Source organism: uncultured Roseibium sp., assembly GCF_947499295.1.
Lineage (GTDB): Bacteria > Pseudomonadota > Alphaproteobacteria > Rhizobiales > Stappiaceae > Roseibium.
Genome location: NZ_CANMNP010000001.1, coordinates 684774 through 709903 on the forward strand (window position 1 = coordinate 684774; position 25130 = coordinate 709903).

Sequence of the window (25130 nt, forward strand, 5' to 3'; positions counted from 1 at the left end):
ATCCAATCAAGTGTCGGAGTGTAGCGCAGCCTGGTAGCGCACCTCGTTCGGGACGAGGGGGTCGGAGGTTCGAATCCTCTCACTCCGACCAATCTTTTCAATGACTTAGCGGCTAATCGGGAGCACTAAACTATGCCACCCGACAGATTACCCGACGGAAAAAGCACCAAGCCACTCACGATTGCCGATGCAAAGGAGCACTGCGACGGCGTTCAGGTTCACTGTTTAAGTTGCTCAAATTTTACCGTGCTCGGTTTTGAAAACTTTCGCGATACGGCCGTCATTGCTGAACTTTCCAAGCGGCACAAGTTCGTGTGTACCCGCTGCGGCCATTCGCTAGCTGAGACCCGACCAAACTACAATATCAAAGACGGCCAACGGGCTTGGTATGGACTTACAAAACGAGAGAATGACTAGCGCGCTTTCAGGCGGCGCGCGATCTCTTCCTGTACGCGACGTTCTATTTCCTCGCGATAGTCCAATTCTTTGAACAAGCCAGATCTAACGACATCCAAGTCGTCTTCGCCAGGGCGCTTTACGGCCTTGATGCGCTCGCCAGTACCCTCCGGCAAAGTGAGCGTTTTTCGCTCTGGAAATTCCTTAGTGCGCCCCATGTCGCCGAATTGAACTTCAATTTCGAGCATCGTCAACCAACCCTAAATAACGTGTATATGATATTGACACGCAACCTTAGTTTATGCGCTTTATCATGTATACGATTTATCTTGAGGTTTTTGACCATGCAACATTTCCTAGATGGCCTGGTGCGTTACGCCCGAATCCCGGCCAGACGATTGAAACGACCAGACGGCCCCGTGCCCGCGTATCTTGTCGGTTTCAGCAGATGGAAAACGTTCATGCCAGATTGGCTGCATGGCAGACAAATCAGGATGCTCCCCATGAAACCGACAGAGCGACAGTGGCTGCTAAAATGGCAACCGTGGATTCTATGGGACAAAAGATCTGAGATTTACGTCTGGAGCTACAATGACAGGCCGTTCATTCGGAAGTTTCTTGAAAAACGAAGTTATCCGGTTGTTCGTGTCGAGGACGGGTTTTTGAGGTCTGTAAAACTCGGCGCTGAACACTTTGAACCGATTTCAATGGTGTTTGACCGGTCAGGCGGGCTCTATTTCGATGCCACTAGACCGAACGATTTGGAGAACCTGATTCAGTCTTTTGACAGGGACAAGAACCAACTGCTGATTGCGCGCGCAAAAAGCGGGATTGAACGGCTCTTGGAAACCCGCTTGTCGAAGTACAACACGTCGAACGACTACAATGCAGCAGAACTCTATGGCCCCAAACACCGAAAGCGCGTTCTTGTCGTCGGCCAGGTCGAAGGCGACATGTCAATGAAACTCGGCATGGAACGCCAGATGACCAACAATGAGCTTGTGTGGTACGCGGCGCGAGAGAACCCGGATGCGGAAATCATCTACAAGCCACACCCAGAGGTTTTGCGCGGCATCCGAAAAGACCCACCGCAATCAGACCCTGCGGAGGTAAGGCGCGTTGCGCGAGTATTGACAGAAGACGTGACACTTGCCGACGCATTCGAAACCATCGACCACGTTTACACGATGACATCACTATCCGGCTTTGAAGCTTTGCTAAGAGGCATCAAGGTCACCTGCCTTGGCATGCCGTTTTATGCCGGATATGGTCTGACCGACGACAGGCAAGCCTGCGGGCGAAGGACAGCACGGCCGACGGTCGAAGAGATATTCGCCGCAGCCTACATCCTTTATCCGCGCTACTTTGATCCTATCCTGAAAGAGCCAATCAGCTTTGAACAGGCTCTAGACCTGCTCGCATTCATGCGCGACAGGCTGATGGAAAACCGAGAAAAACAAGAGCCGGAAGTAGCACCGCTAGCGGCGCTTGGCTAGGCTCCTTTGTTAAAGCCCCAATTTCCGAAGTCTATCCTCGCGTAGATTGAAATCTATCTTTACGCCTTCCGACATGATCGCCTCTTTGTTCAACTCAAGAAACGCCGGGACCCAATCGTTACCGACGGACGCGCCGGGGTGCCGTTCACGGTAGGCAATCAACCATTGAGCGGCCCGCCGTTCCCATCCATAGAACCAGGTTCGCGGGCCAAGAGGGTTTTCATAGGCGCGCTGCATTTCTGTCGTAAGCATTTCGCCCAGGGCCTCAGCAGCCTGTTTTTCAATCTCAAATTCCACGCATCCGCTCCTTATGAGTCACAGTTTTTCGGCTCGAAGGCGTACACATCAGCCGGTTTATCGAGCGGTTTCCATGCCACCATGTAAGGCCACTCGTGCTTGATCTTTTGCTTATGGGAATAGTCCCGGAACTCGTCACCATCCCACCAACAGATATCAATCTGCGGCCCTGCGGTCGTGATCAAGAACGCCTCACCGGTTTTTGGTGCGGTCGATATGTCTTGCCAATCACTCACGGCGTCCGCTCCTACTCTGTTTCGTCCTCTTCGGCCATTTTCTCAAAGATCGCATCGCGTTCTTCCAAGAAATTCTTGCGTAGCGTCGTGACGCTATGGCCGTATTTGTCCTTGAGCTTTGCCCAGCTCATTTTCGGGTTTGCCAGATCGGCGCGGATCGCGGCCAACTTGGCGGCGGGTATCCGGTCCTTGAGCATCTTCGGCCCAGGCGACCAACCCCGTTTTTTCTTCGCGGCTATCCCGGCCTTTGTTCGCTCCGAAGTCAGATCCCGTTCCAACTGAGCCAATGACGCCAAGAGGTGAAACATAAAGTTTCCCATGGCGGTGCGCGTATCGATCTGGTCGCGAAGGCTTACGAAATTGATGTCTCTATCCTTCAGAAAACCCATGAATTTGATCAGATCGCCAACATCACGGCCTAACCGATCCAGCTTCCAAACAACGAGCGTATCTCCCGGCGCAAGACTCTTTTTCAACCATTCAAGTTGCTTCCGTTTCACCCGATACGCAGACTTCTTTTCCTTGAACACAAAGGTGCAGCCGTACTCTTCAAGAGCCTGTAGCTGCATATCAAGGTTTTGGTCTTCAGTGCTCACTCGAGCATAGCCGTAGACCCGCGTCTCATATGGAAAGTCGCCGCCTGACTCAGTCATAACCCTGTTCGATTTCCTGAATTTCCAAAGCGTTTTTCAGCTTACAACTGAGTCAGGAACTCTGTCAGGATTTTTCGGTCTCTCCGATGAACTTTTTCAAGGCGGCCTCAAGCACAGCAGTCTTGGACGGCGGGACCGGCTGCGCCGCAATCCACTCGTCCAATTTCTTCAAGATCTCAGGATCAAGCGCGAAGCTGACCATTTTTTTTCTGCGTGCCATTTCCATGGTTAAGCACATACCTGCTGAGTCTGCAAATGTCAATACACGATTATAAATGTATTGACATTTGTTAACGTGTCGTTACACTATCCTCAGCCACCTGGGTATGTGGCAACTAAACTGCCCGCAGATTTCAATGAGGAAGGCCCGGTTGATCATGAGCATTGCAGCAAAAAAGCACGATTGCCCAACCTGCCGGTGCACAGAGCCGGTCGACATTGATGCGATGATCAAAGATGCCAAGCTGCTTGAACGGGCACGCGACATCCTTGCGACGCATCACAAGTGGCAGTGCGAGGCCGAAGGGCTGACTATGGAATATGAGCACGAGGGAAAAACAGAGCGCGTCGATATCTCTCAAGAATACGGGGACAGCACGCTTTGCGAAGAGACTGCCGAAGTGCTTTCCGCCCTCAATCGCAAACTCAACAATTAGAGGCCCCTGACCAATGGTGATGGTTTCAATAGAGATCAGGCAAACCGCAGAAGAGCTGCCACCGAAAGGCGTGCCGGTTATCATCGCGGGCGGTGTGGCAATGATGAAAACAGGCAATGAATGGTTCACCGGCATGGAAGAGCCGTTGTTTCAAAGGCCGCTCGAATGGACACCGAAATGGTGGATGAAAATTCCAACCGAAAACAAGTAAGCGGAAAGGCGCGTCATGGACAGCAGCGCATTCAATCATTGGGGCGATGGCCTCTCAGGAAACCAAGCTCTCTGGGGCTTGTTTGGGATCCCGGCAATACTCGCGTGGATCGGCGCTGGCCTTGCTTGGCTGCTTGCACCTCACCTCGCCATTGATCCTGAGCCGCTTCTTTGGGCGCTCTATTTCGCAGGCGGTTGGTTCGGGCTTCTGATCGTCATTTTTGGCGGCTGGCTCGGCCTGCTCGCCGTCACTGCAATGATGTAACCAGGAAGGCCCCTCAATCTAGGGACCATTACCCAACGACTGCTTGATTTCGGCCGCCAATCGCGTCGGCATTGTTTCTAACTTTGCGGTCAATTTCTCTATCGCATCGACCAGGCGGCTTTCAACTTCCTTCAAATGATCGACAGATGCATATTCACGCGCCACAGATAACTTGTAGTCAGTGAAGTCCGCGCGAAGTACCTTCACTTCCTGCAATACCTCTTCTTTGACACGGCTGATACGGTCATGAAGTTTATTCTCTGCGTCCCGCTGTTGCCGTGCCTGAGCCCTGTCTCGGGCCAGAACTCCGCCGACAGCCGCAACCGCTGTTAGCGCAATCCCAATGAGCCAAACGTCACCCGAATCCACGCCGCTCATTTGCAGCCCGCGTCTTTTGCGCACTGACTGTTGTGAGCTGCGACTTGCCTAGCAAAAGGTAAGTCGCTTTTCAGGACATGCTTTCGCGTCGAGGCGTTCGGCGTGAGTTTGGAGTATCCGGCACCGTCACTCACATTCCCCGTCGTCTCGCATGCTACCACCAAGCCAACCGCACAGCTCAGAACTATCCATCTCACGAATTTCTGCATTTGTCTCAGCCCTTTCTGTGAGCTGGTTTATTGTGGTTTGAAGTGATTTCTTACGCTCACTGGCGACACCATTGGAGTATCCCGCCCAATAGATCCCGCCAGCGACGATTGAAAGCGATATCAGGCTGATTGCGATGATTTTGAGATTGAAGCCAAACATCACAACCCGACCATGCAAAAGGCTTGCTCATCCGCTCGCCTGTTGACCAGGCCACGAACGACCCGGCCACCGGCCTTGTTCCACCACGCTAGCGCCTCACAGCCGCCCACGATATTCCCAGCATTCAACCGGCGGGTTGCCGTCGAACGCCCCGCACCGCGTATACCGACATTGAAGGCAAGTGACGTATAAGCCGTGTCGCGCTCAGGCGTTAGCCGAGCTGACTTTGTGGCGGCGTTGAAATAGCCATGCAAACCGTGCCGGTATTCCGCGACCTCTTCGCGCAACAATTCGGTGCATTCTTCATCAGTCTTGAACATGCCCTTTTTGGCCGTCCGCGTATGTCCATAACAAATCGTCCAGACGCCGACGATGTCTTGGTAAGCATGGTTGCGCTTGCCTTCCCATTTCGCAATCAGCGGAACAGCCAGCTCAAGCGTGCTGGCTTCTGCGGTCTTTGTTTCTGGAACCTTAATCTCAGGAGGCAACACCCGGGATTGTTCCTTGACTGGCGCGGGTTCCGGCTCGACCAAGGGCGCTACGGGTCCGCTTGCCGCAAGCAGGAACGCGGCAAGCGATACGACGATCACCACCGCCGCCAAGCGCAACCATTCCCACCACCCGGAAAGATCCTGGCGCACCAGGCGCCCGGCCAGTCCGGCAACAATCAGGAAAAATCCAAGCCACCAGACAAGTAACGGATCAGAGTCGATACCGGTCAGCGCAAATCGAAGCTCTGGCGCCACCATCACGATCAGCCCGACGATGGGCATCCAAAAGCTGAGCGAACGCGACACCACGCGCCGCCATTCGGGAATGATCTGCATAAGTCACCTATTCCGGCATTTGCGCCGGTTCTCTGGACATGAAAAAACCCGCCTTGATGGCGGGCCGGTTGGGATTAGATCGCTGGAATTGAAAGCCTAGTCTTTGAAACGGTCTTTTGGTCTCTTCTTGATACTCAAGCTCTTTATGCAAGTCGGCGCGAATGACGCCCCATAGCATCCTCGCCAGGACGCAAGACAACGAAAATTCTGTCTCAGGACGGGCAGGAATGCTGATCTGAAAGTATCAGTCTGGTCAATAGATCGTTGACCAGACCACCGGTATACGCATCGCAACGGTGTGTTGTTTGTCAGCATCAGCCCCAGCAAGGTCGTATGTCCGAATATCAAAGACATTGTTCTCGACCGCAGAAGTTCTTGCGATCCCCGGCGTTTCCCAGACGGTGATCAGTATTTCGGGCTCGTCCGTGCCGTAGTCTATTGTATTTCCATCCTGATCCTGAAACGTGTAACGATAGTGGCCGGTCCCTTGCTTTGACTGCACAGGGGTGTAAACCTGATGTCTCTGCGACCCTCCGTCATTACGCGGAACAACAGTTCCGGTAGAGCTGCAGCGCCATGATACTTCGATGAACCGCGTTTCCTTCTCAGGCGGATTCACATACTCCGGCGACCAAGGACCAAGCGAAATCGGGTCGTTGTGGTTTTCCAGCAGGTCATAAATCAGGTGCAAGTAAATATCCGGCTCACCATCTTCGTCCAAAAGCGTTCCAGGGTTTTCTGACGACGCCAATACCGCGATGACACCGTTTCCAAGAACGCAGCAGGAGCCGACCCCGACCGCGCTTGTATCCGTGCCTGCGAACGTATCCGCGACCCAATGATGTTTCGCAAACTCAACCGCACGAACGTTGGTAAATCCATTGGCAATGAAGTCGGCCAGTGTATCCCAGATCAGGATATAGGCACCCACATTGCCAGCGGGATCAGTATCCGTGTCCCCACGCGTACCATTCACACAGGCAACCAGCTTGCCGTCATAATAGTCACCGGACATCACACACTTGACCGCGAAGTCGGTATCAGAAAAGTCGTGCGTCGTGACGGCATCCTCGGATGCGTCATAGTGGAACAGCTTCAGTGCGGTTGAATTGCTCTGATGCCGTATCGCACCGTAAATGTCCCCATTCGCATCGACGTGAAAGATCGTTGGCTCAACATAGTCCACATTAGAGGATAGCTGGATCAGGTCCGCGATAATTGCATCAGCAAGCACATCTTCTATTTTGACGAGCCAGGCCCCGGATGCATTGCCGGACCCACCATGGATGCCGACATAAATATGATCGTTGTCCTGAACCTTGCCGAAGGAATGAAACTCCGTCGCTTGGTTAGGCCAATTGACCGCATCGTAATCCGCCAGCGCGTCCCCCAGGGAAACCGCGCCAGCACCGCCGTCAACGAGGATCTCGGAGAACTCATCCTCCACGAAACGAAACCTTGTCGTCGTCACAGCGGCGGCAATTTCAGTGCTTGAGGCGTTGCCGCCAGGATGAGACAGCCTCACCTTTGCACTATTGATGACGCTTGCCACAGTGTAAGTGCCGGAAAAAGAAAGACCGCCTACAGATGACGGTGACGCGCCCGCAATAATGAATTTGTCTCCAGCCTTCATGCCGTGACGGTCGCCGTCATTCGCTCCTGTAAACTCTATATCAACGACATCGCTACCGGCGGTCGTGGAGATAAGCAGCCCCTGAGAAATACGGTTTTCCCAGATGCGCCTGCCCATGAGGTGATGATCTTGCGTGACGTTTGAGCTGTCCTTTTCACGCTCGATAATTAGCTCTTGACCATACACTTCACCAGCAGACCATGAAGAACCTCCAGCACTTGTGCGCTGAAACAGGTGCTCCCGCTCCGGCCCCATCCGCATGGCTGTACCGCGCATGTGGACCGTATGAGTTGCCGCGTTACCGTGACCGCCAGATTCATTCCAAGGTGCAAACAAAACTTCAGCCGCGTTCGTGTTTGTCGGCCCTTTCGGTTTCCACGGGAAAAGCTTGTCTTGTGGCCAAGAGGAATAGAACCTGTCTGCCGTCAATCGGATCGTATTGACGCGGATCGTTTCAGGAGCAGGAACATCAACGGTCAAGCCGTCGTCATAATCTGCGATGCGCCAAAACAGGTTCCGATAAATGGATGCTGTACGGGCTGCCGTAACCGGATAGGATTTCTTGCCGCCGTCGATCAACCGATTTGGCAGGCCGCTTTCCAGGGATGCTAGATTGCTATCATTGGTCGCCGCAGCGGTCCCTGTCGTGACAGAAAATGCCTCCAGAAAGTCATAGGCTGTGCTCGACAGTTTATCGAACGTGATGGCCCCATCCGGCACCCCGTCAAAGACTTTCAGCCAATCGCCAGACCCGCCCGAAACAGGGTCATCACCTGTCGCAGATGCAACTTTCAACTGGTACCAGGCATCATCAGACCCCGATACGACCTGACCTTCGGTGTATGTTGTGCCGGCCGCATAATCTCCCTGATGATCGAATGTGGCTCCGGTTCGCGAGGAGACAAGCTGCCGCCACTCTGACCCGAACCGAAAGAAGACTGCGCCGACACCCGCCACGATATCCCCAACGGCAAGATCTGTCCCCGACGTAGCTTTCACGCTCTCAACGGCACCGCCATTGAGCTGTAGAGTTACCGCTGCCGCAGTGTTAGTTCCAGGCGGATCGGGCAGGATCAGCAGCTGCACTTCAGCAGGATCAACCCCAGTTTCAGTATCCGCTGTGATCGCATTGGCAGTGCCGCCGATGTTGGTCAGAACGGCTGCAGTATGAGGCAAGCCAGCAAGCTTGACCCACTTTGCCGGCGAACCATCTGCATCCCATGCATAAACACCATTGCTCGTCGCCGACGCATCGCCCCAAACAACGCCACCCTGACCATTTGTCGACCCGGCGACCGCAGTCAGTTCTGCAAGCGTAGCAACATTGATGGTGTTTCCCGCGCTAAGCCGCCCAAGCACCTTCAGCGTTTGACGCAATGAAGCCTTGAAGGGCTTATGCGCATCCGTATTCGGGTCACCCTGTACAACATGATCACGCAGGAAGACGTCGGGGTCCAATGTCATTTGGATCTCCATTAAAAAGCCGCCGTACGGACGGCTGACTGGTCGTTTGAATATTAGCTAGCTGGTCGTGCGCTCGATCGGCGGGTCTGGCTCATACGGCGATTGCAACCCTGAGGCCGTCACGGCTTTGGCCTGAAACTGATACTTTGTTGCTTCAACAAGCGTGATATCAATCGCTGAAACACCAGGCTCCAGGGTCGCATAGGCATAGTTCCCGTAGGTTTGCGGAGTATCTTCATTGTCCACCCGATAGCGAACGACGTGATAATTTGCGTTCGACTGACCTGAGATCGAACATGTTGCAATAGGTACACCACTTGATCCCCCAGGCGGCTCAACAACAGTGACCGCAAGCGTCGGCGCGTCCGGCGTCAAATCATTGTCCGGGTCAGGCTGTACTTCAGGCGGCGCTACACCTTCCGTCGTTTCGTCATAGGTGACTTCGGCCTGCGTCAGAGCGATTGCGGCGAACTCAACACCATTAACAACCCCTTCCTGATCGAAGGTCATGACAGGATCGCCAACAATTTCAAAACTGCTGTCTATGTCGCCATAGCGCACGTTGATGTAGCGTTCACCGAGGATCGCAAGACCGTAAATATTCGTACGCACTTCCAGGCTGGTCGGCGTGTTGATCCGGCCCGCACCGATCTTTTGCAGGTGCCGGCACTGGCCGTGATCTGCGGCCATGATGAAATCGAGCGACTTAACCTTTCGGCCCAACTCCGCAAAATTTGCGTGCTCATACTCGATCGCGTCTTGCTCGATGTAACCATGCGCTGGCGACAGGTACCGGCTTTTGATCACCGTGGCCTGATCGGCCTCGTACTTGCCTTCGGTGCGTTTGAGTTTGGTGATGTGGTCGCCGGTCAACGTAACTGTCGGCTCGATCCAGCCGCCAAGCGCAAGGCCGATCTTCCCGTTTGACGTCAGGACCAGGCGCGCGTCGCAGCTTTCAAACATGCGCTGCAGCGCGGCCGCTGGCGTCTCGCCGTAATTGTTCCAGCCGTGCAGTTCCCACTGCGCTCGCATCGTCGCTTCTGGTCCATCGACCTGAACATCCGCAAGGTTTGCCTGCGCCTTGAACCCATAGGTTTCGTGGTCGTCGTCGATGAACTCGACAGGGATGTTGTGCCCGTTCTCTAGCGGCCCTGCGGTTAACTGATCGCGGATCACCAGCGCCGCGTTGGCCGAATAAGCGGTTGAGGCATCGCGCGGATCATAGACTGTTGAATATTCGGCCACCGCACTGATTTCAGTCCGAATGCCGTTCGGGATCATGTTGAACGTGTTGTTATCGCACAGAAACCGCGCCAAAATCATCGCGGTCCCCAGCCCCCGCCAGTCGGTGTCTATTTCGTCTGGAAACTCACTTGTCAGCTCTGAAAACGCCGCCTGGCTGTCTGTACCAAGTCTAAAAGCAAACTGCGCCTTGCCGGAGAATTGCGCCGTGGTGACATTCAGGCTGCCGTCAACTTCGACTTCCGATCCGTCAATGTACCAGTTGGTTATGGCGTTGATCGGCCCATCTGCAACAGCAACAACCATCGACATGTTGTTGCCACTCTGCCCTGGAAAGACTGTCGTATTGGCTTTCACAAGCTGCGCCAACAGATGACCGCCACCGCGCAACTTGCCCCAGCCCTTGCGCCGGTATCCAACGGCAGCGCGCGAAATCTGTGTCTGGGATGACGGCAGCGCCGCAGGCGCAACACTTGGCTGAGACGTACGCCCGAAGGCCAGGGAGGCAACACCCAACCCGAGCGACACCAAGGTGCCGACACCACCAATCGCCGTAATGAACCCGCCAATAGCAAAGCCGATCGAGGCACCGGTCGCATAAGCCCCGCCTGCCGCCAACCCGGCAAGCGACAGCGCACCGCCGACACCGGCCGCAGCAGAAAGACCCCCGACAAAGGCGCCGACAGCAGCAACAACAGGAGGCATTCTAGAAAGTCCAGGCTCTCAAAAGGCGCGCGCTGCGCACAGGGAATTTACCTTGCGGTCCGAGCACCCACCAAAGACCGCTTTTCATGATCGCGCCGACGGCAACACCATCAATTGCGACACACCCGACATCGCCCTCGCGCGGCGCACGCGTGCGTTTCATGCCTGCGCGCTTCAATCCCTTGTCCATGATTTGCGGAACCCCGCCGCAGTCTTCGACAAAGGCCAGCGCTTCGGATTCGGACTGGTACCGCCCGCGCCATTCCGCAACGGGATCAATTCCCGTTTGCGCCCAAACCCAGCCACCCGGAAAAGCGCAGCAGTCATTACGGACATAGTCGCAAGGGGCTGCTTGCGCGAAATAATCGTCAAGCGCTGTCATCACACCAGCTGAATTGTCTTGCCGCGCGCCAGGATTGGCACATAGTTGAACATCTTGTCATTCGATGACGGATAACGGCCATTTTGGTCAGCCTGCGTATAACGTCCGAACCCGGCCTCCGATCGCTGGCTGAAGAGGCTTTCCACCATCAGGTTCAACGTGTAGTTCGGCTGACCACTTGCCGTTGCGCCCTCTTGATCGGACTGAACGCCGCGCATCACGTAAATCTGTGAAAGCACGGCCGGACCAACCAGGGTCAGGTCATCAGCAGTCAGCAACATGAAATGCTCGATGATATAGCGCCCGAACACTTCCGCCTTTTCATCCCAGATCATTTCCTCGATCTCGCCGGGCAGGCCCCGGATCTGAAACAATCCGGTTTCGTTTTCCGCCTTGCCCGAGAATGAGAAATCCGGCGCTGTCAACTGGCCACGCAAACCCTGATAGGTGTTGCTGTCATGCAGTTTGCGATCGACATTGCCGTTCCAGATGAAGAGCGTTTCACTGGCAAACCTGACCTCCCAGGCACGCGCTGCACGTGCTTTCTGCGTGGCCAAGACTGCAATCTGATCTTCGTTGTAGATACCCATGAGACTTGCCGTCAGCTGATCGTTGGGGACGTGTCTTCAATGAATTCGATTGTAGGGAAAGCCCATTGATTGAACTGCCAAGACACCGACAAGACAGACGGGTCAATCAACCGGCACTTCACGGCCGGAAAGACGAAATCGACTTCATCACGCGGCAAAACATCGGTGCGCAACTCCGGCGCAATCAGGAACGTGGCTTCACTGTCTGTCTGGTCATCGACAACCGATCGAACCTGATACTGATGCAGGCCAATGGAAAACACGTGACCGGTCTGGATTGTCCCGCACGCAATTTTGGTAACCGTCAACTGTGCAGTTCCGGCAGCAGCAAAGGTTTTGACAACCACATGCGTACCGGATGACAGCCACTCCGAGCCGTCGGAAAACGTCGCATCATCAGAAAACGGGACGTCTTCCGGCTCCGACGCCTTGGGATAGAACCCGTTGTGATAGTACGGCACCATGATCGGCAGCGCCCGGCCAAGCACCTGGCCTTCAATGGCAATGAAACTGTCACGGTACCGGTGCACCGGCGTTTCCAGGAACCGCGGCTTCCAGATTCCGAATCCCGGAACGCCGCCATTGTTCAACCGGCCTGAAAGGGACAGCTGATTGCCGCCTGCCGATTGCGGCGTCAGACCACGATCGAAATGCCGCGCTGGCAGAAGACAACGCGGCCAATCAAGATACGTCGTCAGCGTCATCAGGTACCCTTGTTCACTTGATTGCGCTGCTGGTAGGAAGAGAAGTTTCGCGACATGTCATTCGCAGCCATGGCGTACCCGGTTGCCGCCGCTTGCTGAGCCTTGCCGTCGACGATGACGTCAAACATGTCGGACGGCACCACCTTGACGATGGTTGTTGTCGACCCGCCAGCCTTTGACATCGGCACGACATTAGCCGGCCCTTTGATTAGCTCCGGCCCGGCTTCACCGGCAATCCCGTATTTGCCCGCGCCCAGATGACCACCATCGGCAAAGAACCCGCCAAACAGCTTTCCAACACCACCTAGCAGACCCCCGCCCCCACCGCCGAACAGGCCAGCAAGCGGACCCTGGCCCAAAAAGGCGGCCTGCGCACCGGTTTCGATCAGCGTTGAAAGAAAACGGTCAAGGGCAGCATTGCCGGTGTTAATCTGACTGGTGATCACGCCGAAAGCGCTCGAAGCAACGCTCTGAAAGCTACTTGTCGTGCTATTCAGATCTCGTTGTGTCTTGTTGGCATCTTCGAGGCTACGGGTATAATCACGCACCTGCTTGGTTCGGGTCGAATCCTCACCAGAGCCGCCACCATCGCCACCGCCCCCACTGCGATTTGATCTCAAGAAAGTATCCCGAGTTGGGACAACGGTTGGCCCGCGATCGATTTGACGACGCAACAGCTCTTTTTGCAGTCGGTCTATGTCCGCTTGAATATTTGCCTGAAACGTTTCCGAACCAAATCCAAAAAGCGTTTTGCCCTCTGCGTCGATCAGTGCTTGTTGCTTCTCAGCAATCTGCCTCCTGATCGCACCTTCCTGGCGATTTTCGACACTGTCGAGCAGCTTCAGCATATAGGAAAGCTCATCTGCCGCAGAGACAAGCGCGCCTTTGACATTTGTTGAAATAGTTTTGGCAAGCGCTTTGAATTCACGGTCAACGTCGGCGGCCTTTTGGATCATTTCTTCGTCCATGACGAAGCCAAATTCATGCGCCTCGCTGATCATGTCACGGATGCCATCCGCACCTAGATCAAGCAATTCGACAAATCGTTCTCCTGCTGTGCCGCCGAACAACTCATCAGCAACACGGATCTGAGCCGCAGTGTCCAGTTCTTGCAGCCGCGCAATGATGTCGATCAGCAGTTCAGAAGGGTTTTTCAATGCTTCTTTGAGTTCATTGGCCGTGAACCCGAGACGCTGAAACGCCTCTGCAGCAGGACCCTTTCCCGTAACAACGAACTCATCAGCCCGAAGGTTGAGCTCTTTCATGCCGTCGGTAAGCGCATCAACCGGTATCCGGTTCTGCTCGGCCACATAACCCAGCTCCTGAAAGGACCTGACATCCAACCCTGCCCTCTGTGCGGCGTCACCGATAGAGGCAATGCTCTCGGCAGCTTGTGCAGCGCCAGCTGCAAGACCGGCAAAGCCGCCTGCCAAAAGGCCGCCAGCAAAGGCCGAAACGAAGCCTTTCACGGCTCCGGTCGCTTTATGCATTTCGCCGCGAAACCCCTTCGCGTGCTTTTCAAGCGAACCGAAGCTCTTTCTGGACTGGCGCTCCATTTGATTGAGCTTGCGCAAAACATCCTTGTTCTGCGCCTCCAACAAGAGAACCAGCTTTTCAGTGTTGTCAGCCATACTTCGCTTTCAACTTTTCGACCTCTTGACGTTCTTCGTCAGAGAACCCGCGTCGCAATTCGGTGTCGTGCATCTTGTTGAAGCCTTCAACACATCTCAGGAAATCAACGAGCGAGGCTTTCCAGAACACGTCCGGCGTCCAACCGATCGCCGGGCAACGCTCCAACCAATCCCGGAGCGGAAACCGCTTTAGCGGCTCTCCGCCCCGGGTTCGGCGTTTCCCTCCGGGTCAGGCAACAAGGCTTGAGAAATCGCATCACGGACTGGGTAGTGATCCTTCACACCAACCTGCTTGTACCAGGCCGCCTCGGCGTCACCTTCAACGCAAAGCGCAATTAGTCCGGCCTTGACGACAGACAATTTCATGAGCTGAAGCGCCCGCGACAACTCCACCAGGCTTAGGCCGTCTGTTTCTTGCTCAAGCCGATCAAGGTTTTCCATGGTGGCGCACAAGATCAGTTTCTCACCCGCCACCGTCACGCCGACTTCACCGCGTGATTTGTTCGGCTTCCTCATGTTTCAGCCGTGAACGTAATGGCGCCAGTCATGGTGATGTCGCAGGAAAACTCCATTGTGCCTTCGGCTTCACCTGAGAATTCAAAGCTACCGATCAACGTCGCACCTTCAAACGTGCCCCAGCCGGGAACGACCACCTGCTGGTTCAGGTCGGTTTGCTCTCGGGCGGCATTCATCAACCGTTTGTTCTGCGTGTCATCCGAGCTTTCACCGGAACCCGAAAACGTCAGGGTTTGAATACCGTATTCGCCTGAATACCTGACCGTATCTCCGGGAGATGCACAGTCCGGCTTCGTGGTGTCCACGACGTTGTTGTTGATCGTGAAATTGCGGGCACGGAACCCGCAGCCATTGGTGAACGCTTCCGTTGGCGTCGCACCATCTCCGATTTTCAGGAGCAGCAAACGACCTTTGCTAGCCATTGTTCAAGCCTCTCGACAATAGATCCGAAGGGTTGTGACGCCGTGCCGGGTTTTCCCGTCCGGATCGTCCAGAATGCGTCCGCTTTCAACGAACACGTGACACGACACCAGACCGGGAACGGTCAGCGCCGTATTGTGGAGAGCGTCGTGAATAGCGCCCATAATCTCTTTGATTTGCTTCTGCCCACGCGACCGCGACCACGTGTGCAGGTTCAGGATTTCCTGCGAACCATCCGCGCAGCTGACGTCATCTTGAAGCGACTGTCCGTCTTCACCGATCTGCACATACGGGAAATCGTTTGACTTCGGTCGCTCGATCCGATGATCGACAATCCGCACCACATGAGGAAGCGCAGCGGCCACAAGCGCGGCATATACCGCCTGCTGCAGCGGCCAGACGTAACTTGTCACGACTTCAAAGCGTCCTTGACCGCCTTGCGAAGCGCACGGTTAGCGCGCCCCTTTATTCGCTTCCTCAACAGACGATAGATCGGAAAGAAGACCGGTCTAGCTGCTTGATGAATTGTTCCAAATTCCTGGAAAGTCCAATGGAAAGCCGCCCAGATCCCATACGAGACCTCAGCGGACACCAACCTTGTTTCCGTAACCGTTCGCCTTTGCCCATATCGACGAACAGATTTTGCTGACTTTCCGCCTTTGGTTTTTACGTTGTCGAAGCGCGCGAAACCTGAAACGCGTTCAGCGCGGACAGAGTCACGAAGCTGACCTGATTTGAAAGGGAGAGCTGGCTTAACCAACCCGACGTACTCATTTGCAGATTTCTCAAGAGCAGCATCAAGCTCCTGATCTGCATTCGGCGCTACCCGCTTCAACTTTCTAAGCATTAGATCTAGGTTTCGGATCTTGATCTCGACACCGTCAGCCATCAGGTTGCGACCCCGCGCTCGATCACGAATTCAAGATCTTTTTTCCGCTGATCGGGATTTGTGACCGACCGGATGTTGTAAGGCTCACCGTCAATCAGCACCCGCGCATCAGACGCAAAACCGGTGACATCGGACGAATAGCGCACATTCAAAGTACCTCCGACCGGTGCCTCAATCCGCCCGCCTTGCACCTTTTCACGCCCAAATTCAGGAAAGAACGCACCCCAGACAGTCACATCATCGCCCCAGGTCACCTCAAACCCACCGCCACCGTCCGACACTTCCACCGCCGCCTGAAACGTCACGCGTTTTCTGCGCTGGCCGATCCGCATCAGATCCTCATCATCTGATAGGGCGCAATCAGGCTTTGCGCGCCAGCAGGTAGCATGCCGCCCTTCCCGGACATCGTGACATCTTCGCGATGCTCATAGAGATGACCGACAGTCAAAAGAATGGCGGCCTTAATCCCGGAAGGCACATCATCGGCAGCTCCAAAGCCCGCCGCGAACTCGACCGAAACTGCGTCGGGCCGGTCATAAACAGTTGGCCAAATGACATCAGAGTTCCTAAGAACGAACCCGCCGACCTCATCTTCATGCACTGAATAATTTGCAGAGGCGTATGTTTGTTCAACATTGTCCACGTCGAAATATTTGAGCACGACACTGGCGGCGTCGACATCTGGAAACGGCAACCGGATTGCGCGATGTCCTTGAAACGAAGATTGCTTGACTGACCAGGTCTGCGTCACCAGGCAGCGCCCAAGCAGACCTGTCCGCCCGTCGAATTTTTCGACCGCTGCGTTCAGCAATGAGAGGATTAAGACATCCTCATCACTGGAATCGACACGAAGATGGGCCTTCGCCTCCGCAACCGAAACCGGCGCCTCAGCAGGCGCCGTTATCCGTTTTGGTTTCAGCATGAGAACTTATTACTTTTTGTAACCGAACACGGTCACATCCATGCCGCGCTGCTTAAGTTCTTTTTCGGTGTAGCGGGGTTTACGATCCGGCTTCTTTTCCGCCTTCGTTTCAGGTGCGTTTCCTGATTTCGCCGGTTGATTGGTTTTCGTTGCTGCTGTCATGATCTTTCTCCAATGAATGGAAGCGCAGTGACGCGCTTCCACAGTTTGCCCAGTAAGGCTTACGCGTTGCGCGCAACCTTGATCGCCTGCGGATCAACGACACCGCCGCCAACACGCTTGGTTGTGTAGAACATCACGTATGGCTTGTTGGTGTAGGGATCGCGCAGAACACGGATGCCGGCACGATCGACGATCAGATAACCGCGACGGAAGTCTCCGAATGCAATTGGTATCGCTCCCGTTGCCATGTCCGGCATATCGGCCATTTCACTGACCGGATAACCGGCAAGTGTCGCTGGCTGACCAGCCACAAAGGTCGGCTGCCAGAGGTAATTGCCTTGACCATCCTTAAGCTTCCGCACTTCGCCTTGCGTGGTCCGGTTCATCGCAAAACGTGCGTTTTGCGTATAGGCAGATGGCAGCAGATAAACCAGCTCGACAATTTCGTCGGACGTAATCGCCGCAAGTCCGGCCAGAGCCTGGACTTCGATTGATCCTAATGGGTTTCTTGCCGCGTTCGCTGCACCGGTTGCAAAGGTCAGGAAGCCGTAAGGTTTGTTTGTCCCATCACCCGCAATGAAGGCTGCGCCTTCCTGAACAGCGAACTCTGTTTCAACTTCACCAGCAAGCCAAGCCTCAACATTGACTTCCCCATCGTCAAGGATCTGCTGAGTTGCTGCCGGATTGGCATAGATCTCACCGGTCGGGAACTGCATTTCACCGAAGGTCGGTCCGGCTGTCTCGCCTCGTGCCGTCGTTTCACCGACCCAGCCTGAAGCGGTCCCGCGCAGGTTGAAAAGCTTGCTAAAAGTCGTGCCGGAAATCCGTTGAACGGTTGCGACTTGGCGCATCGGCGAAACTTCAACGAGCTTGTCAGTAATCGTCCGGTCCCATTCGACCGGAGCAAGGTATCCACCTTCAGAAGCCGTTCCTTTGTTCAACGAAGCCTGAATGTCACCAGACCGGAAATGCGCGGAAAACGCATCGGTGTACTCAGCATCGACAGGCTTCGTTGCGCCGCCAAGACCACCCATTTCAAAGGCGGCAATCTGAGCATTGACCTTGTCGACAGCGGACTGAAGATCGCCAACGCTGGCATTGATCCGGTCAAGCTTTTCCGTTGTGACGACGTCGTCAAATTTCTTCGCAAGCTCTTTGTCTTTTTCTTCAAGCGTTGCCTTGAAATCGGAAAAGTCCTGATTGAGCGCTGTGATCAGTTTGGCAACATCACCAGTCGCATCAGCGCGCACAGCAATGAGGCCCCGCGCGGAAAGCCGCGCCGGTACAATGTGTTTCATGTTCGTCTTCCTTCTAGGAGGCTATGGTCTCGCGGAGCGCCTGAATGGCTTCGCGTATGGTGTCAGCATCTCGCGTGACGTCAGCCGAAGCATCTCGCGTACCGGCCTTAAAATTGGAAACGTAGGCTTTCGCCTCTTTGGGTGACATGTTGCACCCGGTGATCAGAGCGTTTTCAAGAACGCGTTCCGCTGGCGCGGGCTTGGGTTCTTCAGCGCAGGCAACAACGGCGGCTCTATCCATCTTGCCCGTCGCCAGACCTTTTTCGAGCGCGCGGCTGACATTGAAAAAGGTTCCCGACCCCTTGCCGCGATCCATCCAAGCTGCCGCCTCGGAAACTTCCACCCCGGCACGGGCTGCATAGATTTCTGCCATTCCGGCGTCAATTTCGGTCAGGATTTCGGTGGCCTCGGCCGTATCGAACTTGTTGCCAACAATGACGCCTGAGCCATTGTGCACCATGATCTGCGCACCATCTGCCATTAGGATTTCATCCCCGGCCATTGCAACAACGGACGCCGCCGATCCCGCCATACCGATCACATTGACGGTGACTTTCGCCGGATGCATGCGAAGCAGGTTGTAAATCGCCAAACCTGAAAAGAAGTTTCCCCCTGGCGAATTGATGTTAACTGAAATGTCCTTATTGCCAATTGCGCGAAGCGCCCTCGAAATACGGCGCTCCGAATTGTCGACTGACGAAAAAGGATCGACGCCAATCTGACCGTAAAGCGCGATAACCGTATCGTCTTCGGATTCCGCCGCAACCATGGACGGGTCAAACTGTTCAACGCTCTGCTGTGGCGCCTCAAAGGCAAGCCAGGTTGGCCGCTGAAAAGCCCGGACGTCAGGAAGATCAAGAAGGCTCATTTTGTGCTCCTGTGCTTTGGCCCGGTGCGGGTGGAAGATCAACGCCTGGCGGCAAATCGCTCAGATCCCGGATTTCGTCGGAATTCATCCAAGGCTGATGGCCGCCAGACCCCAGGGCTTTGGCGAAAAACTCGGCTTGGTCCTTCATCGAACCGCGCAACAACGCGCCTGCATTGAATTTGGCCTCAAGCGTGTCGGCCTCTGCGTCCGTCAAGATGTCGCGTTCTATGGCCTGCTCCCAAGCAGTGAACCATGGGTTCAAGCCATAGCGGACAAACAGCTGCCCGAGCACATCAACGCCAGACCCCCACGAAGTATCGTCAACGGCAAGTAGCGGACGCGGCACGCCGAACGGCCTTGCGACCTCTTCAATCTGATGCTTGCGGGTTTCAAGGTGCTGGTTGTCCCGCCCGGACTGTGAGCCATCCTTGTAGTCCATGTCCTCTTCAAGGATCATGTCACGGTGCGCATTGGCAGCACCGCGCCGTTCTTCAAGGCTTGTTTTCAACCTGTCATAGGCTTCATCAGACAAGCGCTTTTTCATGGATAGAACGCCGCCAGCAATCACACCGTTGCGAAACAGCCGCGCGGCTGCTTTCTCTGTCTGGATCGCGAGGCCGATTGCCTCGGCCGCTTTGTTAACAAGCGACAACCCTTCATAGCCGTTTTCCGACAAACCGAACCGAAGGTGAAAAACGTCCTTGGCCGCCAAGACGGTTTCACCGCCTTCGGGTCGACGGTATCGATATTCAAGCGACCAATCCGAATTCTGCTTGATGGTCGTTCGGGCCGGATCGAACGGCACCAACTGAACAATTCGATTTCCTGATCGAACGATACGGGCATAGGAATTGCCATGCGTCAGCGCTCGTTGCTGCATGAGGCTCCGAAACTCGAAGGCGGTCTGCCAGGCATTTGGCCGACGGTGGAGAACCTGAAACGCTGAGTGCTCAGTCGCCTTTTCTTTGCTGTCCTTGAGCCGAAGGTGCAACGGCAGCATGCCAATCGCAAAACTGATCAGGCATACACACCGGAAAACCGTCGTGTTCTTGAGCGCCTGATCCACAGTGACTGTAACACCGGACTCCGTCAGACCACCGCCTCCACTGCGAACGAATTCAAGAAAGCGCGGGTCTTTGAGATCATAGAACTCGGCAACCTCTCCGGCCATGGCAGCCACTTGGGAGAGTGCCACGTCCTCGCCGGAGACAAGAGAAGGTTCTGTCCGCGTCTGTGTGGGCGCAGACCGAAAAAGATCGAGTATGGAAGCCATTAAGCCAGCAAAATCCCGCGTTCTTCATAGACAGAAGGACCTCCGGCCGCTTCCGGGTGACGGCTCATAAGGTCAAAGGCGTTGAAGGCCGCAATGAGCGGATCGATTTTCATCGAGCCGGACGCCTGCTTGGTGACGTAATCTGCGTTTCCGCGCTTTTCGGTCTTTGCGTTTCCAACACACCAGGCCATCAGACCGGTACCGCCATGCACGAACGACCCATCATCGACCTTGCGGGCCATCCCCTTGGTCACCCCTGAAAGCTTGTAACCTTGCGGCACGCCAACCAGCATGTCGTCAGGTAGGTCGCGCGACATCAGTTCATCCATGATCGCTGCGACGCCAACCGGGTCCAGTCCGATCGCGTTCTTTTCAGGGAAAAGCCCAAGCCCCCAAACCTTCTCGATCACGTCGGCAACAGCAATGATGTCCTCTTCACCCGACTTGCAGATGATCAGCTCTTCCCGCTCCTGAAACCCGAGAAGGGCGGGCGCGATTTCCTTGCGCCGTTCCAATGCCTTTTCATGACAGCAGCCCATGATCCAGAGCATCCAGCGCTTGGTTTCCCTCTCGCGGCCGATCAGGCCGAGGCCCAAAAGATCGTCCAGACCGCCGCCGTCAATCCCGGCTGTAACCACTTCCGCACGGGTCAGCATCTCATCAAGATCGGCAAGGATCGGGTCCGCAGCGCTGTCCCACGCATCGGCGCCCGCCCAACGATCACGACGCAAGCGTGTGCCGATTTCAACGTTCAGATGCTTGGCAAGGAAGGTTTGCAGATCCTCCCCCTCGCCGCCGCGCTGCGCTTCCTGCAATTTGTCTTCAAGCCAGTCGCGCTGGACGGAACGGTCGATGTTCGGATTGGTGATGTAGAAGTTTTCGGGATCAAGGAAAGCTTTCGCCTCAAGCATTTTCGGCGGGAATTCATAGAGAACACCCAAGCGGCGCGGATCGACGATTTCCCCGTCGCGAACGTCTCGAAAATAGTCGAGCTTGGTTTTCATCACCCCGGCTGGCGGTTCGTCCGAATGCGTCGTCAGGAAGACCGCGAATCCTTCCGGCCTGGCCGACATTCCGCCGAGCGCTTCCTGAAGCATCTTCGCGGCGTTCGCCTTCTTGCCGAAGAGCCACACCTCATCAACCAGAATGAACCCGGCTTTCTTGCCGGAAACCGTTTCACTGTCAGCGGCGACGATCTTAAGCACCGCGCCCGTGACTTCGTGGGTAATGGTCCGGCTATGCTCCTGCACCTTGAGGATGGCCTCAAGCTCCGGGTCGTTTTTCACCATGTCGCGAGCAGGAATGAACGAGTTGTTCGCCACCTCGATCGTTGGCGCCAGCAAAAGCAGTTCATTGGAATGCCGCCAATTGCGGATCAGGGCCGTTACCATAATTCCGGCTGCTATGGTGGACTTGGCATTCTTTTTCGAGATCAGCAGGAAGAACTCAGTGATCAGCCGTTTCGCATTCTTGGCGTCGTACGCCCCGAATATGGCGGTGACGAAATCGAACACCCACTGATCGCAGCAGTCGGCAAAAGTCTGCGGACGCAACTCACCGTCCTGATCTCGAATCCAGGGAATGTCCGCAACAACGAGCGACTTGAAAACTTCCAGAGCCGATTCTGCTTCGGACGGAAACAACGGGTCAAAGGCGATCAGGGAGCGGCCTTCAACAATCCGTTGTTCCCAATCAGTGCAGGCTGTCGACCAGGCGATCAATTCAGCAACTCCGGCGCAGCCGGTGGCGCGAACTTACCGGTCACTTCACCAGCTGCCTTTTTCCGGGCTTCCTTCTTGCCCAGCTTCGGCGCTGAAGAGACTGAACCACGATTTGCAACCCGGTCGGCCAACTGCTTTTGATCACCTTTTTCCAGACGCTTGAACAATTTTTCGATTGCCCCGTCCTTGCCTTCTTCAGCACCCGCCATGAGCTTGCCCAAAAGCTTGGCCTCCACCCTTGCGCGGGCTTCTTCCCTGTGCTTCAGTTCCCGAAAATAATGTTTGCGCAAAGTCGGCGGCGTGCAGTTCAATGCAGCCGCGATCTTCTCCATAGACCAGTCAAACGCCAACAAGACTATGATAAGCCTACGCTTTTCCTCAGTCGGTATATGCTCTGGCCGCCCGCGCTTCCCTCGCCCTTCCGGGATCGGGTCGCCAAGCAGATCAAATTCAAAGCTCGCCAAAAAAAAATCTCCGAATGAGATACCTCACCGGTCCCGGCTCGGCGTCCTGTCAGACTTTTGATACCCCCACCCCCTCACGCTCGGCGCGGGCTTTGGCGGTCTTGCGATTGTGGCAGTAGATGCAAAGACACCGGATGTTCAGCGGATCGAAATCAGAGCCGCCGTCTTTGCGTTCAATAATGTGGTCAGCGATGAGCTTGTCACGACGACGACTGAACTGGCCGCCACACTTCTCACACTTGAAACCACGCTGTCGCTTGATGTCCGATGCAAAGGACCGCCAGTCTGGCGATTGGTAGAATGGATCTACCAGCTTGATTGGCGGCTTGATCCGTCCTCTGATCGCCTTCGTTTGCGGCTTTATCATCTTAAGCGGCATTGAGATCCAGACACGAAAAAGGCCCGCATCTCTGCGGGCTGGACAAAAAGTAGAACCTTGCAACAATAAACTGTAAGACGGACTAGCGTTTGAGGTGTCAGCTCTGTCAGTCTGCAGGCGATGATGGAACGCCGGGTAGTGTATTTCCTTCAACCAGTGAAGGTGCAAATGTAACCCAATCCTTTGTTAGAACATCAAGATTTCTATCATTGACGGCATCATAGCAGCTCAGAATGTACTGTACTTCCGCCTTCTTAGGTGCGTCGTTTGTTTTGACATGAACTGTTTCGTTCTCGGTGCTCTCTTGCGAACGAGAGGAATTGTCTTTGGCCATCAATTCGGTTTCAGACGCCGAACCACTATTGTCTTCAACACCAACTGGAAAATGCGCCCATTTGGCATTAGGACCGTTCGTTATGCATTCAAAAAGATCCCTTTTGCTTTCATTCGATGGCTTATCTACGTATTGCTCAGCAATCGCTGTGCAATCGTCAACGTCTCTCAATGTGTGCGTCTCTTGAGCCAAAGCTGCTTGCAAGGTTACAGTCATGAAGACAACGAAAAGAACTTTAAACATAGTTATACTCCGCCAAACACCTTCTATGTCTCCAATTTTTCGGAATACAAGAAATAGGTCCAGCAATTTTTGCCATTTCAATCGATCCGGCAATAGAAGCCGTAGGCCGTGCGTTCTTTGCCATTGACCTGGTCTGTTGCCCTGGCCCGAGCTAAAATATGAATTGTGTTAGCTACATCTACACAAGACCTTATTCTAAGATCGAACTCTAACTTGCTGTTTCCCGGATCCTGCACAATTACCGCATGCTCTGTTGCGGACCAATTGCAAACTCGATAGGTACCGCGACTACCTTGACCGGGATCGATGGTACTTGTGAGGATATTCGCAAACCTGATCTCGCCCTCACCGTTCTTTGCTGACCACAATGCCGCGGGAGCATCTCCGCACACGACTCTTATATCCTGCTCGAACTGTACCATCGCTGAATGATGACCACTTCCAGGCACCGCTTCCGGCCGTTGTTCCAGTGCCTCAACGCGCTTTTCCAGCTCCTTGATTTTTTCATCTCGAGGATCTTCAGGTTGCGCCAGCGCCGATGAACAAAACGACGCAGCAACTAATGTAGACAACAGCCTAATCATCATCACCCCCCATAAGTGCATTTTCTAAGCTACACACTCATGTAAAAACCTATTTGACGTAAAGTAAAGCAAAATCCCGTTTGGGTTGAACAAGAGGTTGAGTGCCCATCCATCCAGACACGAAAAAGGCCCGCATCACTGCGAGCCGCATTTGAATTGATATCGGCGCTTGCGCCATAGAAACCCATCGCACCAACGCCACCTATCCGGTGTTTCAGTTGGCTGGGTCCATCGCTTCGGTCGCCTATTCGCGTCTGGCCTTGCGCCAGCATCAGGTCCGAAAGCTTCGACGAATCGTCCTGCAAACAGAGATACGCTTAGCGGCCCAGATCGTCAACAGAGGCCGTCAGAGGTGTTGACCTTCCAAAGACTGAAACTTCACCACGAAACGTTTCTGATGCCGCCTCATAGGCCGTCACGCGCACATCAAAACCAGAGAACGGCCCCTTCACCAATTGCAGCACCTTACCGACCTGAATGAACGAACCGTCGGCAATACGCTCACCTGTGTTGAGCCGGTCAATCAACGACACCATGTCGAGACGATCGATCAGGTAAGGACGCCCTGTTCCATCAAGGGAAACAATACCTTCCACGCCGTCACACGCCTGTACTTTTGACCAATCCTGACCGTTGGCCGGATCAATGCCGGCGAACAAATACCGGGTGAATATCGGCTTGCGAACAGTGAACTTCTTTTTGGATCTCGGCTGCTTGCGCTCAAAGCTTTCTTCCGGCAAATGCGCAATCACGCCTGCTTCCATCAACCCCATGAAAGCCCGCCGCTCACACTTCGGATTGGCAAAGACGACACACCACAGCAGTGGATAACTGCGCACCAGCGCCTTCAAAAGCTCGACTTCCGTATTCAGCTTTTTCTTCTCAGCGCTCATTCCGCCTGCCTTTCCGTGATGGGGTTTCGT

The 25130-nt window shown here is 54.7% G+C and carries 35 protein-coding genes and 1 tRNA gene; 5 read left to right on the top strand and 31 right to left on the bottom strand.

The window, feature by feature from the left end:
* Window positions 1-14: 14 nt before the first annotated feature.
* Window positions 15-91: transfer RNA gene (locus Q0835_RS03190), tRNA-Pro, on the top strand.
* 322 nt (window positions 92-413) lie between these two features.
* On the opposite strand, the gene Q0835_RS03195 is transcribed toward Q0835_RS03190, so the two are convergent.
* A complete protein-coding gene (locus Q0835_RS03195; RefSeq protein WP_298958334.1) occupies window positions 414-644 on the bottom strand; it encodes a hypothetical protein in 231 nt (76 codons plus the stop codon).
* A gap of 255 nt (window positions 645-899) precedes the next feature.
* Between Q0835_RS03195 and Q0835_RS03200 the strand changes: the two genes are divergently transcribed.
* Window positions 900-1892, top strand: coding sequence for a capsular polysaccharide biosynthesis protein (locus Q0835_RS03200; protein WP_298958336.1), 993 nt, complete (start codon window positions 900-902; stop codon window positions 1890-1892).
* 9 nt (window positions 1893-1901) lie between these two features.
* Here the strand turns inward: Q0835_RS03200 and Q0835_RS03205 are convergent, their stop codons facing one another.
* The 4 genes from Q0835_RS03205 to Q0835_RS03220 all read right to left on the bottom strand — a co-directional run bounded on the left by Q0835_RS03205 (window position 1902) and on the right by Q0835_RS03220 (window position 3280).
* Entirely contained in the window at window positions 1902-2189 is a 288-nt protein-coding gene (locus tag Q0835_RS03205) for a hypothetical protein (protein WP_298958338.1), read from the bottom strand.
* Window positions 2190-2200: 11 nt separating this feature from the next.
* Window positions 2201-2425: a hypothetical protein gene (locus Q0835_RS03210; RefSeq protein ID WP_298958340.1), complete on the bottom strand. Its 225-nt coding sequence runs from the start codon at window positions 2423-2425 to the stop codon at window positions 2201-2203.
* Window positions 2426-2436: 11 nt separating this feature from the next.
* Complete coding sequence (locus Q0835_RS03215; RefSeq protein ID WP_298958342.1) at window positions 2437-3078, bottom strand: recombinase family protein; 642 nt, start codon at window positions 3076-3078, stop codon at window positions 2437-2439.
* Between the two features lie 64 nt (window positions 3079-3142).
* Window positions 3143-3280, bottom strand: coding sequence for a hypothetical protein (locus Q0835_RS03220; RefSeq protein WP_298958344.1), 138 nt, complete (start codon window positions 3278-3280; stop codon window positions 3143-3145).
* A gap of 175 nt (window positions 3281-3455) precedes the next feature.
* On the opposite strand from Q0835_RS03220, the gene Q0835_RS03225 reads away from it, so the two are divergent.
* The 3 genes from Q0835_RS03225 to Q0835_RS03235 are packed head-to-tail and all read left to right on the top strand — an operon-like array spanning window position 3456 to window position 4209.
* Window positions 3456-3734, top strand: a complete 279-nt coding sequence (locus tag Q0835_RS03225; RefSeq protein WP_298958345.1) for a hypothetical protein — start codon at window positions 3456-3458, stop codon at window positions 3732-3734.
* 13 nt (window positions 3735-3747) lie between these two features.
* On the top strand, window positions 3748-3945 hold the full coding sequence (locus Q0835_RS03230; RefSeq protein ID WP_298958347.1) for a hypothetical protein: 198 nt from the start codon (window positions 3748-3750) through the stop codon (window positions 3943-3945).
* 15 nt (window positions 3946-3960) lie between these two features.
* A complete protein-coding gene (locus Q0835_RS03235) occupies window positions 3961-4209 on the top strand; it encodes a hypothetical protein (protein ID WP_298958349.1) in 249 nt (82 codons plus the stop codon).
* Window positions 4210-4227: 18 nt separating this feature from the next.
* Here Q0835_RS03235 and Q0835_RS03240 read toward each other — a convergent pair whose 3' ends face one another.
* From Q0835_RS03240 to Q0835_RS03360, 26 genes are all read right to left on the bottom strand, one after another.
* Window positions 4228-4587 (bottom strand): hypothetical protein, encoded by a 360-nt coding sequence (locus Q0835_RS03240; protein WP_152501465.1) that lies wholly within the window; start codon window positions 4585-4587, stop codon window positions 4228-4230.
* Between the two features lie 126 nt (window positions 4588-4713).
* Window positions 4714-4956, bottom strand: coding sequence for a hypothetical protein (locus Q0835_RS03245; RefSeq protein ID WP_298958353.1), 243 nt, complete (start codon window positions 4954-4956; stop codon window positions 4714-4716).
* Window positions 4956-5783 carry a lysozyme gene (locus Q0835_RS03250; protein ID WP_298958355.1) on the bottom strand — a complete coding sequence of 276 codons (828 nt, stop codon included), beginning with the start codon at window positions 5781-5783 and terminating at the stop codon, window positions 4956-4958. Before Q0835_RS03250 ends, Q0835_RS03245 begins: the two co-directional genes overlap by 1 nt.
* Window positions 5784-6036: 253 nt before the next feature.
* Window positions 6037-8880 carry a hypothetical protein gene (locus Q0835_RS03255; RefSeq protein WP_298958357.1) on the bottom strand — a complete coding sequence of 948 codons (2844 nt, stop codon included), beginning with the start codon at window positions 8878-8880 and terminating at the stop codon, window positions 6037-6039.
* Between the two features lie 57 nt (window positions 8881-8937).
* A complete protein-coding gene (locus tag Q0835_RS03260) occupies window positions 8938-10827 on the bottom strand; it encodes a hypothetical protein (protein ID WP_298958359.1) in 1890 nt (629 codons plus the stop codon).
* Between the two features lies 1 nt (window position 10828).
* A complete protein-coding gene (locus tag Q0835_RS03265; RefSeq protein ID WP_298958361.1) occupies window positions 10829-11209 on the bottom strand; it encodes a hypothetical protein in 381 nt (126 codons plus the stop codon).
* Window positions 11209-11799 carry a hypothetical protein gene (locus Q0835_RS03270; protein WP_298958363.1) on the bottom strand — a complete coding sequence of 197 codons (591 nt, stop codon included), beginning with the start codon at window positions 11797-11799 and terminating at the stop codon, window positions 11209-11211. Before Q0835_RS03270 ends, Q0835_RS03265 begins: the two co-directional genes overlap by 1 nt.
* An 11-nt stretch (window positions 11800-11810) precedes the next feature.
* Window positions 11811-12503, bottom strand: a complete 693-nt coding sequence (locus tag Q0835_RS03275) for a hypothetical protein (RefSeq protein WP_298958365.1) — start codon at window positions 12501-12503, stop codon at window positions 11811-11813.
* Complete coding sequence (locus tag Q0835_RS03280; RefSeq protein ID WP_298958367.1) at window positions 12503-14134, bottom strand: hypothetical protein; 1632 nt, start codon at window positions 14132-14134, stop codon at window positions 12503-12505. The genes Q0835_RS03275 and Q0835_RS03280 overlap by 1 nt, the downstream gene beginning before the upstream one ends.
* Window positions 14127-14264, bottom strand: coding sequence for a hypothetical protein (locus Q0835_RS03285; protein ID WP_298958369.1), 138 nt, complete (start codon window positions 14262-14264; stop codon window positions 14127-14129). The genes Q0835_RS03280 and Q0835_RS03285 overlap by 8 nt, the downstream gene beginning before the upstream one ends.
* A gap of 59 nt (window positions 14265-14323) precedes the next feature.
* Window positions 14324-14650, bottom strand: coding sequence for a hypothetical protein (locus tag Q0835_RS03290; protein WP_298958371.1), 327 nt, complete (start codon window positions 14648-14650; stop codon window positions 14324-14326).
* Complete coding sequence (locus tag Q0835_RS03295) at window positions 14647-15072, bottom strand: phage tail tube protein (RefSeq protein WP_298958373.1); 426 nt, start codon at window positions 15070-15072, stop codon at window positions 14647-14649. Before Q0835_RS03295 ends, Q0835_RS03290 begins: the two co-directional genes overlap by 4 nt.
* A gap of 3 nt (window positions 15073-15075) precedes the next feature.
* Window positions 15076-15483 carry a DUF3168 domain-containing protein gene (locus tag Q0835_RS03300; protein WP_298958375.1) on the bottom strand — a complete coding sequence of 136 codons (408 nt, stop codon included), beginning with the start codon at window positions 15481-15483 and terminating at the stop codon, window positions 15076-15078.
* Window positions 15480-15959 carry an HK97-gp10 family putative phage morphogenesis protein gene (locus tag Q0835_RS30325; protein ID WP_366142318.1) on the bottom strand — a complete coding sequence of 160 codons (480 nt, stop codon included), beginning with the start codon at window positions 15957-15959 and terminating at the stop codon, window positions 15480-15482. The genes Q0835_RS03300 and Q0835_RS30325 overlap by 4 nt, the downstream gene beginning before the upstream one ends.
* The gene (locus tag Q0835_RS03305) at window positions 15959-16291 is read right to left on the bottom strand and encodes a phage head closure protein (protein WP_298958377.1); all 333 of its coding nucleotides are present in this window, start codon (window positions 16289-16291) and stop codon (window positions 15959-15961) included. The genes Q0835_RS30325 and Q0835_RS03305 overlap by 1 nt, the downstream gene beginning before the upstream one ends.
* Window positions 16291-16881 (bottom strand): head-tail connector protein, encoded by a 591-nt coding sequence (locus Q0835_RS03310; protein ID WP_298958379.1) that lies wholly within the window; start codon window positions 16879-16881, stop codon window positions 16291-16293. Before Q0835_RS03310 ends, Q0835_RS03305 begins: the two co-directional genes overlap by 1 nt.
* A gap of 9 nt (window positions 16882-16890) precedes the next feature.
* Window positions 16891-17043 (bottom strand): hypothetical protein, encoded by a 153-nt coding sequence (locus Q0835_RS03315; protein ID WP_298958381.1) that lies wholly within the window; start codon window positions 17041-17043, stop codon window positions 16891-16893.
* A 59-nt stretch (window positions 17044-17102) separates the two neighbouring features.
* On the bottom strand, window positions 17103-18341 hold the full coding sequence (locus Q0835_RS03320) for a phage major capsid protein (RefSeq protein ID WP_298958383.1): 1239 nt from the start codon (window positions 18339-18341) through the stop codon (window positions 17103-17105).
* Window positions 18342-18354: 13 nt separating this feature from the next.
* Complete coding sequence (locus Q0835_RS03325) at window positions 18355-19209, bottom strand: head maturation protease, ClpP-related (protein WP_298958385.1); 855 nt, start codon at window positions 19207-19209, stop codon at window positions 18355-18357.
* Window positions 19196-20404, bottom strand: a complete 1209-nt coding sequence (locus tag Q0835_RS03330) for a phage portal protein (RefSeq protein WP_298958387.1) — start codon at window positions 20402-20404, stop codon at window positions 19196-19198. Before Q0835_RS03330 ends, Q0835_RS03325 begins: the two co-directional genes overlap by 14 nt.
* Window positions 20405-20481: 77 nt before the next feature.
* The gene (locus tag Q0835_RS03335; RefSeq protein WP_298958390.1) at window positions 20482-22203 is read right to left on the bottom strand and encodes a terminase large subunit; all 1722 of its coding nucleotides are present in this window, start codon (window positions 22201-22203) and stop codon (window positions 20482-20484) included.
* Window positions 22200-22667 carry a helix-turn-helix domain-containing protein gene (locus Q0835_RS03340; RefSeq protein ID WP_298958392.1) on the bottom strand — a complete coding sequence of 156 codons (468 nt, stop codon included), beginning with the start codon at window positions 22665-22667 and terminating at the stop codon, window positions 22200-22202. Before Q0835_RS03340 ends, Q0835_RS03335 begins: the two co-directional genes overlap by 4 nt.
* Before the next feature lie 49 nt (window positions 22668-22716).
* On the bottom strand, window positions 22717-23046 hold the full coding sequence (locus Q0835_RS30330; protein ID WP_366142319.1) for an HNH endonuclease signature motif containing protein: 330 nt from the start codon (window positions 23044-23046) through the stop codon (window positions 22717-22719).
* A 106-nt stretch (window positions 23047-23152) separates the two neighbouring features.
* Window positions 23153-23623 carry a hypothetical protein gene (locus Q0835_RS03350; RefSeq protein ID WP_298958395.1) on the bottom strand — a complete coding sequence of 157 codons (471 nt, stop codon included), beginning with the start codon at window positions 23621-23623 and terminating at the stop codon, window positions 23153-23155.
* Window positions 23624-23700: 77 nt separating this feature from the next.
* Window positions 23701-24207 (bottom strand): hypothetical protein, encoded by a 507-nt coding sequence (locus Q0835_RS03355; protein WP_298958397.1) that lies wholly within the window; start codon window positions 24205-24207, stop codon window positions 23701-23703.
* A 317-nt stretch (window positions 24208-24524) separates the two neighbouring features.
* The gene (locus Q0835_RS03360) at window positions 24525-25100 is read right to left on the bottom strand and encodes a transcription termination/antitermination NusG family protein (protein WP_298958399.1); all 576 of its coding nucleotides are present in this window, start codon (window positions 25098-25100) and stop codon (window positions 24525-24527) included.
* Window positions 25101-25130 lie beyond the last annotated feature (30 nt).

What these genes read in the sequence shown, in the direction of transcription:
- Q0835_RS03310 (WP_298958379.1), bottom strand. Translation starts at nt 16,881, where the DNA reads ATGCTGAAACCAAAACGGATAACGGCGCCTGCTGAGGCGCCGGTTTCG.
- Q0835_RS03195 (WP_298958334.1), bottom strand. Translation starts at nt 644, where the DNA reads ATGCTCGAAATTGAAGTTCAATTCGGCGACATGGGGCGCACTAAGGAA.
- Q0835_RS03200 (WP_298958336.1), top strand. Translation starts at nt 900, where the DNA reads ATGAAACCGACAGAGCGACAGTGGCTGCTAAAATGGCAACCGTGGATT.
- Q0835_RS03240 (WP_152501465.1), bottom strand. Translation starts at nt 4,587, where the DNA reads ATGAGCGGCGTGGATTCGGGTGACGTTTGGCTCATTGGGATTGCGCTA.
- Q0835_RS03270 (WP_298958363.1), bottom strand. Translation starts at nt 11,799, where the DNA reads ATGGGTATCTACAACGAAGATCAGATTGCAGTCTTGGCCACGCAGAAA.
- Q0835_RS03305 (WP_298958377.1), bottom strand. Translation starts at nt 16,291, where the DNA reads ATGCGGATCGGCCAGCGCAGAAAACGCGTGACGTTTCAGGCGGCGGTG.
- Q0835_RS03315 (WP_298958381.1), bottom strand. Translation starts at nt 17,043, where the DNA reads ATGACAGCAGCAACGAAAACCAATCAACCGGCGAAATCAGGAAACGCA.
- Q0835_RS30325 (WP_366142318.1), bottom strand. Translation starts at nt 15,959, where the DNA reads ATGGCTGACGGTGTCGAGATCAAGATCCGAAACCTAGATCTAATGCTT.
- Q0835_RS03230 (WP_298958347.1), top strand. Translation starts at nt 3,748, where the DNA reads ATGGTGATGGTTTCAATAGAGATCAGGCAAACCGCAGAAGAGCTGCCA.
- Q0835_RS03260 (WP_298958359.1), bottom strand. Translation starts at nt 10,827, where the DNA reads ATGCCTCCTGTTGTTGCTGCTGTCGGCGCCTTTGTCGGGGGTCTTTCT.
- Q0835_RS03250 (WP_298958355.1), bottom strand. Translation starts at nt 5,783, where the DNA reads ATGCAGATCATTCCCGAATGGCGGCGCGTGGTGTCGCGTTCGCTCAGC.
- Q0835_RS03280 (WP_298958367.1), bottom strand. Translation starts at nt 14,134, where the DNA reads ATGGCTGACAACACTGAAAAGCTGGTTCTCTTGTTGGAGGCGCAGAAC.
- Q0835_RS30330 (WP_366142319.1), bottom strand. Translation starts at nt 23,046, where the DNA reads ATGCCGCTTAAGATGATAAAGCCGCAAACGAAGGCGATCAGAGGACGG.
- Q0835_RS03295 (WP_298958373.1), bottom strand. Translation starts at nt 15,072, where the DNA reads ATGGCTAGCAAAGGTCGTTTGCTGCTCCTGAAAATCGGAGATGGTGCG.
- Q0835_RS03355 (WP_298958397.1), bottom strand. Translation starts at nt 24,207, where the DNA reads ATGATTAGGCTGTTGTCTACATTAGTTGCTGCGTCGTTTTGTTCATCG.
- Q0835_RS03255 (WP_298958357.1), bottom strand. Translation starts at nt 8,880, where the DNA reads ATGACATTGGACCCCGACGTCTTCCTGCGTGATCATGTTGTACAGGGT.
- Q0835_RS03225 (WP_298958345.1), top strand. Translation starts at nt 3,456, where the DNA reads ATGAGCATTGCAGCAAAAAAGCACGATTGCCCAACCTGCCGGTGCACA.
- Q0835_RS03265 (WP_298958361.1), bottom strand. Translation starts at nt 11,209, where the DNA reads ATGACAGCGCTTGACGATTATTTCGCGCAAGCAGCCCCTTGCGACTAT.
- Q0835_RS03320 (WP_298958383.1), bottom strand. Translation starts at nt 18,341, where the DNA reads ATGAAACACATTGTACCGGCGCGGCTTTCCGCGCGGGGCCTCATTGCT.
- Q0835_RS03360 (WP_298958399.1), bottom strand. Translation starts at nt 25,100, where the DNA reads ATGAGCGCTGAGAAGAAAAAGCTGAATACGGAAGTCGAGCTTTTGAAG.
- Q0835_RS03235 (WP_298958349.1), top strand. Translation starts at nt 3,961, where the DNA reads ATGGACAGCAGCGCATTCAATCATTGGGGCGATGGCCTCTCAGGAAAC.
- Q0835_RS03290 (WP_298958371.1), bottom strand. Translation starts at nt 14,650, where the DNA reads ATGAGGAAGCCGAACAAATCACGCGGTGAAGTCGGCGTGACGGTGGCG.
- Q0835_RS03220 (WP_298958344.1), bottom strand. Translation starts at nt 3,280, where the DNA reads ATGGTCAGCTTCGCGCTTGATCCTGAGATCTTGAAGAAATTGGACGAG.
- Q0835_RS03245 (WP_298958353.1), bottom strand. Translation starts at nt 4,956, where the DNA reads ATGTTTGGCTTCAATCTCAAAATCATCGCAATCAGCCTGATATCGCTT.
- Q0835_RS03350 (WP_298958395.1), bottom strand. Translation starts at nt 23,623, where the DNA reads ATGTTTAAAGTTCTTTTCGTTGTCTTCATGACTGTAACCTTGCAAGCA.
- Q0835_RS03215 (WP_298958342.1), bottom strand. Translation starts at nt 3,078, where the DNA reads ATGACTGAGTCAGGCGGCGACTTTCCATATGAGACGCGGGTCTACGGC.
- Q0835_RS03275 (WP_298958365.1), bottom strand. Translation starts at nt 12,503, where the DNA reads ATGACGCTGACGACGTATCTTGATTGGCCGCGTTGTCTTCTGCCAGCG.
- Q0835_RS03325 (WP_298958385.1), bottom strand. Translation starts at nt 19,209, where the DNA reads ATGAGCCTTCTTGATCTTCCTGACGTCCGGGCTTTTCAGCGGCCAACC.